At 38.7% G+C, this 18,047-nt stretch carries 10 protein-coding genes and 2 pseudogenes; 3 read left to right on the top strand and 9 right to left on the bottom strand.

What is annotated here, in order from left to right; genetic code table 11:
* Positions 1 to 3: 3 nt before the first annotated feature.
* From LL038_RS00060 to rfbF, 3 genes are read right to left on the bottom strand one after another with little or no spacing between them, the layout of a single operon-like run.
* Positions 4 to 942, bottom strand: coding sequence for an NAD-dependent epimerase/dehydratase family protein (locus tag LL038_RS00060; RefSeq protein WP_216127461.1), 939 nt, complete (start codon positions 940 to 942; stop codon positions 4 to 6).
* Between the two features lies 1 nt (position 943).
* Entirely contained in the window at positions 944 to 2,047 is a 1,104-nt protein-coding gene (gene rfbG, locus LL038_RS00055) for a CDP-glucose 4,6-dehydratase (protein ID WP_253200365.1), read from the bottom strand.
* Entirely contained in the window at positions 2,029 to 2,799 is a 771-nt protein-coding gene (gene rfbF, locus LL038_RS00050; protein WP_152753050.1) for a glucose-1-phosphate cytidylyltransferase, read from the bottom strand. The genes rfbG and rfbF overlap by 19 nt, the downstream gene beginning before the upstream one ends.
* A gap of 240 nt (positions 2,800 to 3,039) precedes the next feature.
* Here rfbF and rfbA point away from each other — a divergent pair, with 240 nt between their 5' ends.
* Positions 3,040 to 3,924 (top strand): glucose-1-phosphate thymidylyltransferase RfbA, encoded by an 885-nt coding sequence (gene rfbA, locus LL038_RS00045; RefSeq protein ID WP_216127467.1) that lies wholly within the window; start codon positions 3,040 to 3,042, stop codon positions 3,922 to 3,924.
* 377 nt (positions 3,925 to 4,301) lie between these two features.
* Here the strand turns inward: rfbA and LL038_RS25625 are convergent, their stop codons facing one another.
* The 3 genes and pseudogenes from LL038_RS25625 to LL038_RS00030 all read right to left on the bottom strand — a co-directional run bounded on the left by LL038_RS25625 (position 4,302) and on the right by LL038_RS00030 (position 12,363).
* Positions 4,302 to 7,034 carry a beta strand repeat-containing protein gene (locus tag LL038_RS25625; protein ID WP_418921895.1) on the bottom strand — a complete coding sequence of 911 codons (2,733 nt, stop codon included), beginning with the start codon at positions 7,032 to 7,034 and terminating at the stop codon, positions 4,302 to 4,304.
* Between the two features lie 497 nt (positions 7,035 to 7,531).
* Positions 7,532 to 9,927: pseudogene (locus LL038_RS25495) on the bottom strand (beta strand repeat-containing protein).
* 1,503 nt (positions 9,928 to 11,430) lie between these two features.
* The gene (locus tag LL038_RS00030) at positions 11,431 to 12,363 is read right to left on the bottom strand and encodes a hypothetical protein (protein WP_268055959.1); all 933 of its coding nucleotides are present in this window, start codon (positions 12,361 to 12,363) and stop codon (positions 11,431 to 11,433) included.
* Between the two features lie 969 nt (positions 12,364 to 13,332).
* Here LL038_RS00030 and LL038_RS00025 point away from each other — a divergent pair.
* Together LL038_RS00025 and LL038_RS00020 are read left to right on the top strand one after the other, a co-directional pair.
* Positions 13,333 to 13,497, top strand: coding sequence for an IS110 family transposase (locus tag LL038_RS00025; protein ID WP_216128253.1), 165 nt, complete (start codon positions 13,333 to 13,335; stop codon positions 13,495 to 13,497).
* Positions 13,494 to 13,955: an IS110 family transposase gene (locus tag LL038_RS00020; RefSeq protein WP_418921894.1), complete on the top strand. Its 462-nt coding sequence runs from the start codon at positions 13,494 to 13,496 to the stop codon at positions 13,953 to 13,955. Before LL038_RS00025 ends, LL038_RS00020 begins: the two co-directional genes overlap by 4 nt.
* Positions 13,956 to 14,236: 281 nt before the next feature.
* Here LL038_RS00020 and LL038_RS00015 read toward each other — a convergent pair whose 3' ends face one another.
* The 3 genes and pseudogenes from LL038_RS00015 to LL038_RS00005 all read right to left on the bottom strand — a co-directional run bounded on the left by LL038_RS00015 (position 14,237) and on the right by LL038_RS00005 (position 17,803).
* Complete coding sequence (locus LL038_RS00015; protein WP_216128110.1) at positions 14,237 to 15,097, bottom strand: hypothetical protein; 861 nt, start codon at positions 15,095 to 15,097, stop codon at positions 14,237 to 14,239.
* A gap of 507 nt (positions 15,098 to 15,604) precedes the next feature.
* Positions 15,605 to 16,513 (bottom strand): annotated as a pseudogene (locus LL038_RS00010) (exosporium glycoprotein BclB-related protein); the annotation flags it as partial.
* 546 nt (positions 16,514 to 17,059) lie between these two features.
* Positions 17,060 to 17,803, bottom strand: coding sequence for a collagen-like protein (locus LL038_RS00005; protein ID WP_268055957.1), 744 nt, complete (start codon positions 17,801 to 17,803; stop codon positions 17,060 to 17,062).
* Positions 17,804 to 18,047: the final 244 nt, after the last annotated feature.

Raw genomic sequence — 18,047 nt, 5'->3', positions numbered from 1 at the left:
CACCTACCTATAAAATTGTAAATTATCCTTAAACCAATTTATTGTTTTATTAAGCCCCACACTTATTTCTACTTTTGGTTCCCACTTTAATTTTTCATAAGCATTTTTATTATTACTAACCCACATGAGTGGCTCATATTGCCTACTTAAATCATTTTTCCAAGTTACATTTGAATCATTTGAAATTAATTTTAGTATATTACTTACAATTTCTTGCGTTGTATATTGAATTCCACTCCCTATATTAAATATTTCTCCATTAGAATTTACGAGTCTACTTGCAGATAAATAGGCTTCAACTACATCATCTATAAATACAAAATCTCTCTTAGAATCCTTTTGTGACAATTTAATTTCTTTCCCACGAAGGCAAGATGTAATAACTGTAGGTATTAATCTTGTTTTAGCATCATAATATCCATAAGGTGAGAATAATCTAAGCGTAACTAGAGGCACTTTATTGGTCTTTGCATATGTGCTACATAAAATAGTCCCAGCCGCCTTACTTGCCCCATAAATGTTATTAGGTGTAACTCTCATCTCTTCAGACATCGGTTCAAATTTTTCTCCATACTCTGATGAACTACTAGTATTAACAAACATTTCTATACCTTTTTTAGAAAATTCTCTAAATAAGTTAAAGGTTCCAATAACATTTGTATTTATGATATCTTCTACTTTATTTTGATAATGATATCCCCCATAGGTTGCTAAATGATACACTTGGTCTATATTTATATCACTAGATAATTTAGATATTTTTTCACTATGAAGCAAATCTACATTATGAATTTCTACCTCATTTACTATGTCACTAATTCTCCATAGGTTTGTGCTATCTCTTGCCAATATATGAATTTTATAGTTTTCATTGATCAATCTTCTAACTAGGCAAGACCCTACAAATCCACTAGCCCCTGTAATCAATACACTCTTTTCCATATCAGATTACCCCTTTGGATGTTTTATCGCAGTAACTTTCTATTTGATTAACACATAAATTAAGCATGTCTCCACCCTTAAAATTTTTATACCAGTCTACAGTTAGTTTTATTGCTTCATTTATATTTAATTTGGGCGACCATTTTAAATAAGTTTTTGACTTTGTACAATCCAATTTTAATAGATTCGCCTCATGAGGTGAATTTTCACTTGAAACATCTAAGCATTTTCCGCTTCCCCATTCTTTTATTATTGTATCTACAATTTCCCCCACAGGGACTATAGAATCATCATTTGGTCCAAAATTCCAACCACTGCAGTAACTGACACCATCCTCATACATAAGAGATGCAAGTAGTAGATATCCACTTAATGGCTCGAGTACATGTTGCCAAGGCCTAATTGCGTTTGGATTTCTCATTTCAATATCCCTGTTTTCTTCTAGAGCCTTTATGCAATCTGGAATTATTCTGTCTTTTGACCAGTCCCCACCCCCTATAACATTTCCTGCACGAGCCGTTGCTATAGATTTACCGTGTAATTTATAATCTTTAGGATTAATAAATGAGTTTCTATAGGAATCTATAAGAATTTCAGCACAACCCTTGCTAGAACTATAAAGGTCATATCCACCCATTGGGTCATCTTCTCTATATCCCCAAATCTGTTCTATATTTTTATAACACTTATCTGTAGTTATCATAATAGAAACCTTAACTGACCCTGAATTTCTAACACATTCAAGAACATTTAATGTCCCCATTACATTTGTCTCATAGGTTTCTTTAGGATTTGTATAAGATTGTTTTACTAGTGCCTGGGCTGCTAAATGGAAAACAATTTCTGGCTTATATTCCGTAAATGCTTCCTGTAGCCGTGCACTATCTCTTATATCTCCTCTTATATCAATAATTTTATTTTCTACCTTACTAACAACAAAATTATCATCTCGTGTATATGGATCAAGTCCATATCCTATAACTTTAGCTCCTAGCATAACTAGCCAAATTGAAAGCCATGAGCCTTTAAACCCAGTATGTCCAGTAATTAGAACTCTCTTGCCCTTATAAAAGTTATTAAACAAATCTACACCTTTGAAATCCATAAGTGTTCTCCTTTGTCCCATAACTTATTTACTGTTTGAACATCTTTGATAGTATCTATAGCAACCCAAAATCCATTATGCTCATAAACAGCAAGCTGTTTATCTTTTGCAAGATTTTTTATAGGTTCTTGTTCAAAAAAGCAGTCTTCATCTGGTAAATAGTCAAACACCTTTTTATTTAATACCATAAATCCACCGTTTACCCTATCCTTTAAAATAGGTTTTTCTTTAAATGCCTTAAGAATTCCATCTTCAACCTCCATAACTCCAAAAGGCGAAATAGGATTTACTCCTGTAAGGGTACCGATTCTACCCCTTTCTCTATGAAATTTTAGAAGTTCTAATATATTTACATCACTTAAACCATCTCCATAAGTAAACATAAATTCCTCATCGTCTATATATTTTTCAACTTGTTTAAGCCTTCCACCAGTAAGTGTTTCACTACCTGTGTCAACAATAGTAATATTCCACTTTTCCTCTTCCTTTGTGTGATATTCTAATTTTCGATCACCATCTAAATGCATAGTAAAATCATTATTTCTCCAGTACATATCCATAAAATATTGCTTTATCATTTCTCCTTTGTACCCAACACATAAGACAAAATCATTAAATCCATAGCTTGAATATATTTTCATTATGTGCCAAAGGATAGGTTTACCACCAATCTCAACTAGAGGCTTAGGCCGATATTCCGTTTCTTCGCGCATACGTGTTCCTTTACCACCACAAAGTATTACTACTTTCATTAAATTTCACCACCATAATTAATTATGAAAATTTTGTTTAATATATACTCTATACTTTATGTTTAATACAAATAGGAAGTGCATACTTGTGAAGAAATTTTTATAAATGTTTATATTAATGATACAATTTGAAATAACAAATTCACAAAAATAATATATTTTATTGTTTTGTTGTAATTGTAATATATTGTTTTCTCACATTAATATACTATTAAAGATAAATATTTCAGGAGGCAAAATATGAAAGGTATTGTTTTAGCGGGAGGATCTGGAACACGTCTTTACCCAATAACAAAATCAATATCAAAACAAATATTACCTATATATGATAAACCTATGATATATTACCCACTATCAGTATTAATGCTTGCCGGTATAAAGGATATTTTAATTATATCAACCCCTAGAGATATCACTTCTTTTGAAGAGTTACTTGGTGATGGTAGCTTTTTAGGAATTAATCTACAATACGCAGTTCAGCAGTATCCTAGGGGTCTAGCAGATGCATTTATAATTGGAGAACACTTTATTGGAGATGATAGGGTAGCTTTAATACTTGGGGACAATATATTCCATGGTTATGGTTTTACTAAGAGGCTTAAAGCCGCTGCAAATAGAAAAGAAGGAGCCACTATTTTTGGATACCATGTAAGTAATCCAAAAGATTTTGGAGTAGTTGAATTCGATGAAAACAACAATATAATATCAATAGAGGAAAAGCCAGAAAATCCAAAATCAAATTACGCAGTTTGTGGTCTATACTTTTATGATAATGATGTAATAGAAATTGCTAAAGATGTTAAACCCTCTGATAGAGGTGAACTAGAAATCACATCAGTGAATAACGAATATCTAAAAAGAAAAAATTTAAAAGTAGAATTAATGGGTAGAGGAATGGCATGGCTTGATACAGGAACTTATAGAGGACTTTTAGATGCTGCCAATTTTGTAGAAGCACTGCAATCAAGGCAAGGACTATATGTAGCTTGCATAGAAGAAATAGCTTATATTAATGGTTTTATAAATAGGGATCAACTATTAAAATTATCTGAACCACTAATAAAAACACAATACGGCAAATATTTACTAAATATAGCGTATGATGATAATGAAACAAATATATAATATGTTACTACTATAAAAACGAGTACTGGAGGATTTTATATAACTTAGAGTTATATAAAAAGGTGCTGTATATCATTTAGACATCCATTTATCCTACAACATTAGTATTCAAAAGCTGAAATTAAATTGTTGAAAATATATCTGTTAGAATATCATTCTAAAAAATAATATCACCTCTAATAATTGCTCCATAAGTGTAATTGGTATATGTACTTAACTCTTGTTAAGTATAAAATCCCTTTTCGTTAATAGAAAAATATCCCAACAAAAGTTGGGATATTCTTTATTTCGTGCTTGTAGTCACTCTGAATAATTTGCTTGATTTATATAATCCTAGTACTTAATCCATAATGACCAGCCCCTGTTTATTTGTCTTATTAGATTATATTTAGTGCCCTAGTAATTGCCACAGATGGGGATACAATACCAGTTCCAGAAACTGTGACCTCAATACTATAAGTGTGAGATAAAGCATCTATCACTGTATCAACCCATGTCAAATTTGGAATCTCTCCCGAAATACGTGTTGCAGCACTAGCAAAATCTTTATCTTTTTCAATTGTCACAGAAGCAATAGACGTTCCATCCTTTAACAGACTATATAAAATTGTATACTGAGAAGTAGCACTAACTGTAGTAGTTATCTCAACTTCTGCCATAGAATCTATTTTTAATAATTTACCAGCAGTACTGGTTATTGACGTAGAAAGAATAGTAACAGGAGTTCCTGTTGGAAGATTTACGGAGGTACCATTTGTCTGTGTAAATCCAATTGTTCCTCCGGTTGCTCCGGTTACTCCTGTTGCTCCTGTAACACCGGTAGCTCCAGTGGCTCCAGTATCTCCGGTTGCACCAGTAATTCCAGTATCACCTGTAACCCCAGTTGCTCCGGTATCTCCAGTAACACCCGTTGCTCCAGTTACTCCAGTTACTCCTGTAACTCCGGTTTCTCCGGTTGCTCCAGTGGCTCCGGTATCTCCTGTTACACCCGTTGCTCCGGTTTCTCCGGTTGCTCCTGTATCTCCCGTTACACCAGTAGCTCCGGTATCTCCAGTTACTCCAGTTACTCCGGTATCTCCAGTTACTCCAGTTACTCCAGTTACTCCAGTTACTCCAGTTACTCCGGTATCTCCAGTTACTCCAGTTACTCCGGTATCTCCAGTTACTCCTGTAACTCCGGTTACTCCGGTTACTCCAGTTGCTCCGGTATCTCCTGTTACACCCGTTGCTCCGGTTTCTCCGGTTGCTCCTGTATCTCCCGTTACACCAGTAGCTCCTGTATCACCAGTTACTCCAGTTGCTCCGGTATCTCCAGTAACCCCAGTGGCTCCAGTATCACCTGTAACCCCAGTAGCTCCGATTTCTCCGGTTGCTCCTGTATCTCCCGTTACACCAGTAGCTCCAGTATCTCCGGTTGCACCAGTAATTCCAGTAGCTCCAGTAGCTCCAGTAGCTCCAGTGTCTCCGGTTACTCCAGTGGCTCCGGTATCTCCTGTTACACCCGTTGCTCCGGTTTCTCCGGTTGCTCCTGTGTCTCCAGTTACCCCAGTTGCTCCGGTAACTCCAGTATTACCCGTTGCTCCAGTATCACCAGTTACTCCAGTAGCTCCTGTTACTCCGGTCTCACCAGTAATTCCAGTTGCTCCTGTAACCCCAGTTGCTCCGGTTTCTCCAGTAGCTCCAGTCTCACCTGTTGCTCCTGTAACTCCGGTATCTCCTGTTACACCTGTAACCCCAGTCTCACCCGTTGCTCCAGTAACCCCAGTTGCACCAGTATCTCCGGTTGCACCAGTAATTCCAGTTGCTCCGGTATCTCCAGTAACCCCAGTTACTCCAGTTACTCCAGTTGCACCTGTTACTCCAGTGGCTCCGGTATCTCCGGTTGCACCAGTAACTCCAGTCTCACCAGTAACTCCAGTCTCACCTGTTGCTCCTGTAACTCCGGTATCTCCTGTTACACCTGTAACCCCAGTCTCACCCGTTGCTCCAGTTACTCCAGTATCACCTATTGCTCCTGTAACTCCGGTATCTCCCGTTACACCAGTAACCCCAGTTGCCCCGGTATCTCCTGTTACACCCGTTGCTCCAGTAACCCCAGTTGCACCAGTATCTCCTGTAGCTCCAGTCTCACCCGTTGCTCCAGCGGCCCCAGTAACTCCAGTATCACCTGTTACTCCAGTTACTCCAGTTGCCCCAGTTTCACCAGTGGCTCCAGTAATTCCAGTTGCTCCTGTTACACCAGTAGCTCCAGTGTCTCCAATTACTCCGGTTGCCCCGGTTGCCCCAGTAGCTCCAGTTACACCAGTAACTCCGGTATCTCCTGTTACACCTGTAACCCCAGTCTCACCCGTTGCTCCAGTTACACCAGTATCTCCTGTTACTCCAGTTGCACCGGTTTCTCCGGTTGCTCCAGTATCTCCTGTAACCCCAGTCTCACCAGTAACCCCAGTTGCACCAGTATCTCCTGTTGCTCCAGTGGCTCCGGTATCACCTGTAACTCCAGTAGCTCCTGTTTCACCAGTTACACCGGTAGCTCCAGTAATTCCAGTTACTCCAGTAACTCCGGTATCTCCCGTTACTCCCGTTGCACCAGTAGCTCCAGTTGCACCTGTAACTCCAGTTACTCCAGTATCTCCAGTGGCTCCTGTTTCACCCGTTACTCCAGTATCTCCCGTTGCTCCAGTGGCTCCTGTTACTCCAGTTACTCCGATATCACCTGTAACTCCAGTAGCTCCTGTTTCACCAGTTACACCGGTAGCTCCAGTAATTCCAGTTACTCCAGTAACTCCGGTATCACCCGTTGCTCCAGTTGCTCCAGTAGCTCCAGTTACTCCAGTTACTCCAGTAGCACCAGTATCTCCCGTTACTCCAGTAACTCCGGTATCTCCCGTTACTCCGGTTGCCCCAGTAACTCCAGTTGCTCCAGTTGCTCCTGTTGCTCCTGTATCTCCCGTTACACCAGTAGCTCCGGTATCTCCAGTTGCCCCAGTATCTCCAGTGGCTCCTGTTTCACCCGTTACTCCAGTAGCTCCTGTTACTCCGGTAGCTCCTGTTACACCCGTTGTACCGGTTTCTCCGGTTGCCCCAGTTACACCAGTTACACCAGTAATTCCAGTAGCTCCTGTTACTCCAGTAGCTCCAGTTGCTCCGGTATCTCCCGTTACACCAGTAACTCCAGTAACCCCAGTTGCACCAGTATCTCCTGTTACACCAGTAATTCCAGTGGCTCCAGTTACTCCTGTTTCACCCGTTACTCCAGTAACCCCTGTTTCACCAGTGGCTCCAGTTACTCCGATATCTCCAGTTACTCCAGTTGCTCCGGTATCTCCTGTTACACCCGTTGTACCGGTTTCTCCGGTTGCCCCAGTTACACCAGTAATTCCAGTAGCTCCTGTTATCAGTTACCCAGTAGCACCGATCTCCGTTCCCAGTAACCCGGTATCCCGTTACTCCGGGTTGCCCAGTAACTCAGTTGCTCCAGTTGCTCCTGTTGCTCCTGTATCTCCCGTTACACCAGTAGCTCCGGTATCTCCAGTTGCCCCAGTATCTCCAGTGGCTCCTGTTTCACCCGTTACTCCAGTAGCTCCTGTTACTCCGGTAGCTCCTGTTACACCGTTGTACCGGTTTCTCCGGTTGCCCCAGTTACACCAGTTACACCAGTAATTCCAGTAGCTCCTGTTACTCCAGTAGCTCCAGTTGCTCGGTATCTCCCGTTACACCAGTAACTCCAGTAACCCCAGTTGCACCAGTATCTCCTGTTACACCAGTAATTCCAGTGGCTCCAGTTACTCCTGTTTCACCCGTTACTCCAGTAACCCCTGTTTCACCAGTGGCTCCAGTTACCCGATATCTCCAGTTACTCCAGTTGCTCCGGTATCTCCTGTTACACCTGTGTACCGGTTTCTCCGGTTGCCCCAGTTACACCAGTAATTCCAGTAGCTCCTGTTACTCCAGTAGCTCCAGTAACCCTGCTTCACCAGTGGCTCCGTATCTCCGTTGCTCCAGTGGCTCCTGTTACTCCAGTTACTCCGGTATCTCCAGTCTCACCTGTTGCACCAGTAATTCCTGTTGCTCCTGTAACTCCGGTATCTCCAGTTACTCCTGTAACTCCGGTTTCTCCGGTTACCCCAGTTGCTCCGGTTTCTCCTGTTACACCCGTTGTACCGGTTTCTCCGGTTGCCCCAGTTACTCCAGTTGCTCCAGTTGCTCCTGTTGCTCCAGTATCACCAGTTACTCCAGGTGCTCCAGTATCTCCAGTAACACCCGTTGCTCCGGTTTCTCCGGTTGCTCCGGTATCTCCAGTAACTCCGGTTTCACCAGTTGCCCCAGTAGCTCCGGTATCACCAGTTACTCCAGTTACTCCAGTTACTCCAGTAGCTCCAGTTACTCCAGTGGCTCCTGTTTCACCCGTTACTCCTGTTGCTCCAGTAGCTCCAGTAACCCCTGTTTCACCAGTGGCTCCAGTATCTCCCGTTGCTCCAGTGGCTCCTGTTACTCCAGTTACTCCGGTATCACCTGTAACTCCAGTAGCTCCAGTAGCTCCAGTTGCTCCGGTATCTCCCGTTACACCAGTAACTCCAGTAACCCCAGTTGCACCAGTAATTCCAGTAGCTCCAGTTACTCCAGTGGCTCCTGTTTCACCAGTGGCTCCAGTATCTCCCGTTGCTCCAGTGGCTCCTGTTACTCCAGTTACTCCGGTATCACCTGTGACTCAGTTACTCCAGTAACTCCAGTAACTCCTGTTACTCCAGTAACCCCTGTTTCACCAGTGGCTCCAGTATCTCCTGTTGCTCCAGTGGCTCCTGTGACTCCAGTAGCTCCAGTTGCTCCGGTATCTCCCGTTACACCAGTAACTCCAGTCTCACCCGTTGCTCCAGTATCACCTGTAACCCCAGTATCTCCAGTAACCCCAGTGGCTCCAGTTACTCCAGTTGCTCCGGTATCTCCCGTTACACCAGTAACTCCAGTCTCACCCGTTGCTCCAGTATCACCTGTAACCCCAGTATCTCCAGTAACCCCAGTGGCTCCAGTCTCACCTGTTGCACCAGTAATTCCAGTAGCTCCAGTTGTTCCAGTAACTCCTGTAACTCCTGTTACACCCGTTACTCCTGTTACTCCAGTTACTCCGGTTACTCCGGTTGCCCCAGTATCTCCAGTTGTTCCAGTATCTCCAGTTGTTCCAGTAACTCCAGTTTCCCCAGTAGCACCAGTATCTCCCGTTACTCCCGTTACTCCCGTTGCACCAGTAGCTCCAGTAGCTCCTGTTACTCCTGTTGCTCCCGTTGCTCCGGTATCTCCTGTTACTCCAGTATCACCAGTTGTTCCAGTAACTCCCGTTACACCAGTAACTCCGGTAGCTCCAGTAATTCCAGTGTCTCCAGTTTCTCCTGTTTCACCCGTTACTCCAGTTACACCAGTATCTCCTGTTACTCCTGTTACTCCAGTTACTCCGGTTGCCCCAGTATCTCCAGTTGTTCCAGTAACTCCAGTTACACCAGTTGCACCAGTGTCTCCTGTAACTCCGGTTACACCAGTTTCTCCTGTTACTCCTGTTACACCAGTTTCTCCTGTTACTCCTGTTACACCCGTTACTCCTGTTACTCCGGTTGCTCCTGTGTCTCCCGTTGCTCCGGTAGCTCCAGTAATTCCAGTTACTCCAGTATCTCCAGTTGCACCTGTAACTCCAGTTGTTCCAGTATCTCCGGTTGCTCCTGTTTCACCCGTTACTCCGGTTGCTCCTGTTACTCCAGTATCACCAGTTGCACCAGTGGCTCCTGTTACACCGGTAGCTCCAGTATTTCCAGTAATTCCAGTAACTCCAGTTACTCCGGTATCACCTGTAACTCCAGTTACTCCAGTTACTCCGGTTGCCCCAGTATCTCCAGTTGCACCAGTATTTCCTGTTATTCCAGTTACACCAGTAGCTCCCGTTGGTCCAGTGACTCCTGTTGCTCCTGTAAATCCTGTTATACTTCCTATTTCTTCAGGTATCTCCCCTAACACTAAATTTGCTTTAATAGATACCAAAGTAGAATAGAATACACTACTAGAAGTTGTATTGATTAACCTCAATGCTATTGGTGCAGAATCAACTTGTATAATAGCAAAACCAACAACCTCACCTTGTTTAATAGGTGAATTTCCAATTAGATTATCTCCTTGAGATGTTTGAATTGAAAAAGTTACATTACTTGTCCCTATAGATGACTGAGTTGCCACCCACCAGTTAATAAAATACCTTCCCGCTTTATTTATTACTATTTCACCAGTTACTGAGTTATAAACTACAGCTCCATAACTATTTACTATCGTGTCAAATATTACATTAGAATTAATATTTACTGTTCCAGCTAATTGTCTTTGAATTTGAAGTCCTATCGTGTCCAAATTATTTCCTCCTTAATTACAATAGCTTTAATGTTATTGCCGTATCATAGTATGCTGTTGAATAATAATATGCTATTGGTATTTCATACATATATATTATTCAATTTAAAAAACTAGAAATATACTAATGGGATTTAACAATGAAACTTACATATTAATAAAAAGGTACCAGTTTACATATGCTATACCTCTTCTTAATTTTTAATCTCATTCATAATATTATCTAAGCACGATTTAATTAACTCTGTTAACAGGTGATGGTAAATGCCCCTCTTTAAATAATTTACTTAACCTCAATAATTGATACAGAACCATCTGCTGGATTACCTGTTGTCAAGCTGTTATTAATGAAATTAAATGTAACCACGACTGGGGTAATACTTACTAAGAATAATCCAGATACACTTACGTAAGCATCTAACGCCCCTGTTAATGATTTACCAGAGAAATTACCATTAAATACTCCATTTAGTCTTTGTGTAAGGATGATGGTTCCTGCTATGAACTAGTTACTCTTAAAGCATATGAAACAAAATAAACATGATCTATTGCTAATATAAATGTCGTGTTTATTGGTGCGAAAGTATCGGTGCCATTAATAAATGATGGTACATACTGAGTGGACGTCCCACTTACTATAGATCGTGAACTAACAATAAATAGTGCATTTTGTGCTGTTACTCCGTTATACTTCCTACCTCTTCCGTAATCTCGCCTAACACTAAATTTTCCTTTACTGTTACTAACGTAGAGTAAAAAATATTGTTAGAAATTGTATTGATTAACCTTAATGCTATCGGCACAGAATAAGCTTGTATAATAGCAAAACCAACAACCTCGTCTTGTTTAATAGGTGGATTTCCTAAACTGTTCCAGATAATTGCCTTTGAATTTGAAGCCCTATCGTGTCCAAATTATTTCCTCATTATTTACAATAATTTTAGTATTATTACTTACTTATAATATGACGTTAAATTATAATGTGCTATTAGCTAATTCACACATTTTTAATTCATTACTTTTTTAATTAAATGTATATTAGATAGCATTAGCAATAAAACTTACATAATAATTGAAAAGCCCTAGACGAATATATACTCATTCATTTAGGGCCCAAAATTAAAATGTTACATTAATAATTGTTAAATCAGCTTTAATTGGAGTTGCACCAAACCCTATTGTTCCATCAGTTGCATTTACAAGTTGTAAAGTTACTGGACTTGCGAGAACCTCAATTAATGCATTTCCAGTAATTGGCCCTGTTTGGCTAGGGGTCGAAGCTTGAATATTATCACCTTGTGAAGTAGTAATTGCAAATGTAATTACTATATCTGTTCCACCACCTATACCATCTGTAGATACCCACCAATTAATATAAAATACTCCTGTTTGTGTGATTGTTATCTCACCTGTTATATTGTTATAAGAAATAAATGCTGATAAATCATTTATGACTGTATCAAATACCACAGTGTCACCAGGTGCAATAGATATTATATCTGGATCTTGTAGCTGAACCTGCAGTCCTCTAAGTTGAGTTGTAAAACCAGGAATACCGGCAGTTCCCGTGTCACCTGTTACTCCGGTTACACCAGTTGCTCCGGTAGCTCCTGTTAATCCAGTAACACCTGTTACACCAGTTGCCCCTGTTACTCCTGTTACTCCTGTTGCTCCTGTTACTCCTGTTACTCCTGTTACTCCTGTTACTCCTGTTACTCCTGTTACTCCTGTTACTCCTGTTACTCCTGTTACTCCTGTTACTCCTGTTACTCCTGTTACTCCTGTTACTCCTGTTACTCCTGTTACTCCTGTTACTCCTGTTACTCCTGTTACTCCTGTTGCCCCTGTTGCTCCAGTCGGACATACACCACAGCGACATCTATCACATCTATCACACTCATTACATTTCGAGTCACAATGATGTCTGGAACACTTATTTGAACTATGCTCTCTACAATTACAATCATCAGTAACACGCTCATCAGTGGCGTGCCAATAATAATTCTTTGTACCTTCAATATAATTTCTTTCATTAATCTCATCTTTATACATATTTAACCTCCTAACTGTAAATTTAAATAAACTGCTACTATAGATTATTCAGATAGAAATAGACTGTTACAAATACTCTTATAAATGTATAAAAGACATTAAATTATAGTAACCCTCCGCTATTTTTTCCTAGTACGGTTTTTGCGTGCTAATTAACAGTATCTCTATCGACTATAAATATATAATTATGAATTAAATCTAAATAACTGTAGTTTTATAAAATAGTTTTATTAACTCATATTTATTTTAAAATATACTATTTTAATTATTATTTAAAAATCTAATAATATTATTTATTAGATTTGCATGCAATTGTTTCAAAATATTACTTAATGTTATACCACATAAATTTTATAACATCCAAAGTAAAAACACCTTAATTTTAATATTAGGGTACCCAAAATAATTTACACCCTCGTTTTTCTGTATAAAATAGTTTTACAAAAAAATAAAAAAGCCTAGCAATTACGCTAGGAACCATTTGAGAATAATAGTTATTTATTAACATTCAATATCTCAATGTGATTATATTATACTCCTTCTTCTATGTTCTTTAATTTTCTCTTGATAGCTCGTATAATGTAGTTGTAAGCATTGATAATAAATCAGTCATAGTAACTACGAACTATATAACTAATATCTTATCTAATATTCGTAACTCATAATTTAATTTTAGTTAATCTTATCTTAATTCTGATTATTGTCAATTACCAATATTGGACACTGGAAACCAGTTAATCCACAATGATATAATATCTCCTGAATAGAGAAGATAGATGTTTTCCTCCTGAGAGGTAAGTAATTACCTATACTCGTAAAAAAGCGTATCATTCCATCAGTGAGTTTTCTGTGTTTTAGCTGGTTGGGTTTCCAATTTTGGAACTACCCGTGTCACAAACGAGGTTGCAGCCTCATTGATAGAAGTGGAATCTCTACTCTATCTCACTTTTAAAAAAGGAGATGTTATATATGTCAAAAAACCTAAATAGTCTTGTAGTAGGCATCGATGTTGCTTCTGAATTCTCTTTTGCCTCAATCCTTGCTCCTGATGGTAGTCAGTATAGAAAACCTTTTAAACTCTTTCATACTGCCCTTGGTTTTAACTACTTAATTGAGCAAATAAAAAAAGCATAAAAAGAGAGTTTTCCACAACACCTGTGTTCTTTATGGAGTCCACAGGCGTGTATCATCTAACACTTTTCCACTTTCTTAAGGATAAGAAGTTTGAGACCTTCGTTATTAATCCTCTTGTTACTAATTGTAACAAAAATAAGAACATAAGAAAAGTGAAAAATGATAGAAATGACGCATTATCTATTGCACAACTAGGAAAGTTCCAAGATATCAAAGTTTCATCTGATTCCGATATTGAAATTTTCACATTAAAGTTATTAGTACGCGATTACTATAAACTTATTGATACTAGATCCGGATTTAAAAAGAAACTTAGTAATTCTCTGTACATATCTTTTAGTGGATATAAAAAAGTATTTTCTAACACCTGTGGATTAGTTTCAATTAAAATTTTAAAGAAATATCCTACTCCGCAGGCAGTTATTTCAGCTCAAAACAAATTTATAATAAATGGTTGACTTTAACTAGCTGGTCTAATACATTTAAAATGTTCCATACTAAAATCCTTTGTATTGATTAGTTTAACTTCAATAATATTTGAAACACTTACTGAAGTGTTAGCTACGGACTGACCTTTATCTGAATAAATATATGCAACCGCCGCTAAACCTGCTCCAGTAGGACCAAACCCTTCTTTATTTTTTATTATAAATACAATAAGAAAACGGTCAGTTTTAAACTGACCGCATAAAAATTTTTTTAATAAGGATTAGCAATAATATTTTTGGTTTGGTTTTTGTTAGGATAGTTCTTCAATGACAATAGATGCACTTACGACAGCAGGACCGGAGCCACTTACGCTGTTATTTAATGTGGTATTGCCATTGATATTTCGCAAGGTGAGAATACTTCCTGTTGTTAAGGTTGTAATAACTTGCCCACTATACGTTTGATTACCTGAGCCTGAGCCAAAATTGGAACCTGCAATTAAACTTGCTCCATTAAATAAACCAAATGCAGAAGTTCCCTGCTGTGCGAATACCTCCCAGGTAATAAGATAATCGCCTGTTTGATTTATCGTAATTGGTGCCGTTCCAACTAAATGAGTAACAAAAGAAGCGGGTGTAATATTTCCATTATTATTGAAGCTAACTGGATCATTAGCATTTAGAGTTTGCGCAGTTGTATCATAAATATTAGCATACCCAAAATGTGGACCAGTTGCTCCTGTTGCTCCAGTTACTCCGGTAGCTCCTGTTGCTCCAGTAGCTCCGGTAGCTCCAGTGGCTCCGGTAGCACCCGTTGCTCCAGTATCTCCAGTGGCCCCCGTTACTCCCGTTACTCCTGTTACTCCTGTTACTCCTGTTGCTCCTGTTGCTCCTGTTGCTCCTGTTACTCCTGTTGCTCCTGTTGGACCTGTTGGACACACACAGCAGTGATGCCTATGGCATTTATCACAATCATGTCTATCACATTTGTCACAATCATGTTTATCACACTCGTCACAATCATGTCTATCACACTCGTCACAATCATGTCTGTCGCGCTTGTTTGAACGATGCTCCCTTCTCCTATCATCATCAGATTCACTCTTATCAACAGAGTGCCAATAATTATTCTTTTTACTTCCTATATATTCTATTTTACTTCCATAATACATATTTGTACCTCCTAACAGTTTAATATTATATAAACTACTTCTATATGTTATTCAGATAAAGATATATTGCTACATAAGTGGTATACCTTTATCTAGAAACAAATAACTAATATAAAATATAATATATATAATATGAATAAGATTATCATACTATTTAGTCTTATCGTTTATAAAAACTTATTAAATCATATTCTTAATATCTTAAATAAATTTTAACAACATATATTGTTCTGTTCACTCACACCTTGCATAAAGGTCCATTTCTCATAACCATCAAGCTTATTTTAGACTAAAATAATTTAGTATCCCCTTTAATATGGTTTGCTTAACTTCATTTACAATTTCATTTATAAACTATCTTTTCACTTTTTGTCCTGTAATATTAACCCCCCCAATCATAGTTATGTTTCCCTACGATTGAGGTTCATTTTACAAGTTATTAAAGATCTTGCAATTCTCTTTAAAACATTTTCATTAGATTATATAATTCTTAATAGAATTATATAGTTAAACTATTGTAACACCAGCACTAGCATACCCAGTTACAACATTAACAAGTGACACGCCTGTAGCAGTTGCAGAGAATACCATTAACAATCTTGTTTGCGCAGTAACAGGTATTGCAAGGCCTGTTATAAGTCCATTACTAATCCCGCCCAATCCAACAACTCCTGCAAGAGGTGGAGCTAGTGTTACTACTGCACCTGGAATTGCTGTGAAAAGATTATTTGGTGTAGTAGAACTGTACAATTGTGCAGTAATAGTTACTGTTGATCCTGTTAAATTTAGTGCAAGAACATTGCTATAGTAAGCCGCTATTGATGTTATAGTTCCAGCTCTTGGTGCAGAAAAGGCAAAATTAAAGAGTATACCCGCACCGCCCGTAAGATCTATTACTCCTCCTAATAGTGAAACACCTGCAGCCGAACTTCCAAACCCAACAACTCCACCCGTACTTGCTACTCCAGCTAGAATTGTCGTCATTACAATTGGAATTCCTGATGCAAATGGTATAATAGCACCTACTCCTGTTGCTCCTACAGCTCCAGTTACTCCAGTGGCTCCTGTTGCACCCGTTGCTCCAGTATCTCCTGTTGCACCCGTTGCTCCTGTATTTCCTGTCACTCCCCCTGGTTCTCCTGCTACTCCTGTTGCACCCGTATCACCTGTTGCTCCAGTAACACCAGTAACTCCAGTAACACCAGTAACTCCTGTTATTCCAGGATCACCCGTTGCTCCGGTAACTCCAGTTGCTCCGGTAGCTCCTGTAACTCCTGTAACTCCTGTTGCTCCCGTTACTCCTGTAACTCCTGTTGCTCCCGTTGTTCCTGTTACTCCGGTAGCTCCGGTAGCTCCTGTTACTCCTGTTGCTCCTGTTGCTCCTGTTGCTCCTGTTGCTCCTGTTGCTCCTGTTGGACACACACAGCAGTGATGCCTATGGCATTTATCACAATCATGTCTATCACATTTGTCACAATCATGTTTATCACACTCGTCACAATCATGTCTATCACACTTGTTACAGTCATGTCTGTCGCGCTTGTTTGAACGATGCTCCCTACTCCTATCATCAGATTCACTCTTATCATCAGAGTGCCAATAATTATTCTTTTTGCTTTCTATATAGTCTCTTTTATTTTCATAATACATATTTGTACCTCCTAACAGTTTAATATTATATAAACTGCTTCTATATGTTATTCAGATAAAAGTAAACTGCTACATTTATAGGACAAGTATCTTCAAATAAATAAGTAACACAATTCATAATATATAAAAATAATTAGCAAATACCAATGGGTATTTGCTAATTACCTTATAATATTTTGCTTAATCTAGATCACGCTGATGTTTAAAATATAAATGTAACAAACAATATACCTTCTATAATTATCCTATATGAAGCTAATTATATTTAATACTTTAGTAAATGCTATAAATTTATTAACGGATAAATTTTAGCTACCCTACTAACGTTATAACAATAGATGCATTAGCGTTATCTTGAGTACCACCTGCCAATGTTTGCAGTGTAACTGCCGCCGCACTAGTATGGTTTCTCAAAGTTAGTCTATCACCAGCACCAGCGTTAACAAAGGTACCACCTGGATTTTGTTGAGTACCCGCCCCAGAACCATAGGTGCTACCAATAACAGGAACACCATTTTGAAATATGGTAAACTGGTTTGATTCCACACTTGAAACAGTAAACAATACAGAATAGAAACCCGGAGTAATAATAACAAATTCAGCTGTTCCAACTATATGAGATACTCCTGATAGGATTCCATTACTATCAAAGAGTACATCAGTTTCTAAGGGTACAACTTGAGCACCTTCATTAAATATTTGACCAAATATTCTTGGGAATGTTCCAGTGGCTCCAGTGGCTCCCGTAACTCCCGTTCCATTGGCTCCGGTAGCTCCTGTGGCACCTGCAGCTCCTGTGTTTCCTGGTGCTCCGTTTGGTCCAGTAGCTCCAGTATCACCTATTGCTCCTGTATTACTCGTCGAACCAGTAGCTCCAGTATCACCTATAGGTCCTGTTGCTCCTGTTGGACACACTTTACAACAATTTTTATTACATCTATCACACTCATCACATCTATTACATTTACTAGATTCATCATGTCTATGCCAATAATGATTCCTTTTACCCTCAATATAATCTATTTCATTAATATAATTAAATTCATCCTTATGCATAACTTAACCTCCTAGCAGTATCCTCTTTAAAAGCTGCTACTATATTGTATTCAAACAAATGTATTCAAACAAATGTATACTGCTACAAATGTAAAACAGATATTTAAAATAAATAAATTGAAAGAGGATATAATAGATTTTCTCTAACTATGTCTATATTCAATATTAATATACATTTATAGAAAATTAAGTATATAATAATGCAATTAATTTAACGCAAAAAAGACACTAAGTAAACTTAGTG

Origin of the sequence: Clostridium estertheticum, from assembly GCF_026650985.1 — a bacterium.
GTDB classification, from domain to species: Bacteria; Bacillota; Clostridia; order Clostridiales; family Clostridiaceae; genus Clostridium_AD; species Clostridium_AD estertheticum_C.
Note: the sequence above shows the minus strand (reverse complement) of the source record. Positions and strands in the feature narration are given on the sequence as shown.

Bases quoted from the DNA above. Each gene is read 5' to 3' on its own strand.
- LL038_RS00025 (WP_216128253.1), top strand. From the start codon at position 13,333: ATGTCAAAAAACCTAAATAGTCTTGTAGTAGGCATCGATGTTGCTTCT.
- rfbG (WP_253200365.1), bottom strand. From the start codon at position 2,047: ATGGATTTCAAAGGTGTAGATTTGTTTAATAACTTTTATAAGGGCAAG.
- LL038_RS00060 (WP_216127461.1), bottom strand. From the start codon at position 942: ATGGAAAAGAGTGTATTGATTACAGGGGCTAGTGGATTTGTAGGGTCT.
- LL038_RS00030 (WP_268055959.1), bottom strand. From the start codon at position 12,363: ATGTATAAAGATGAGATTAATGAAAGAAATTATATTGAAGGTACAAAG.
- rfbF (WP_152753050.1), bottom strand. From the start codon at position 2,799: ATGAAAGTAGTAATACTTTGTGGTGGTAAAGGAACACGTATGCGCGAA.
- LL038_RS00015 (WP_216128110.1), bottom strand. From the start codon at position 15,097: ATGTATTATGGAAGTAAAATAGAATATATAGGAAGTAAAAAGAATAAT.
- LL038_RS00005 (WP_268055957.1), bottom strand. From the start codon at position 17,803: ATGCATAAGGATGAATTTAATTATATTAATGAAATAGATTATATTGAG.
- rfbA (WP_216127467.1), top strand. From the start codon at position 3,040: ATGAAAGGTATTGTTTTAGCGGGAGGATCTGGAACACGTCTTTACCCA.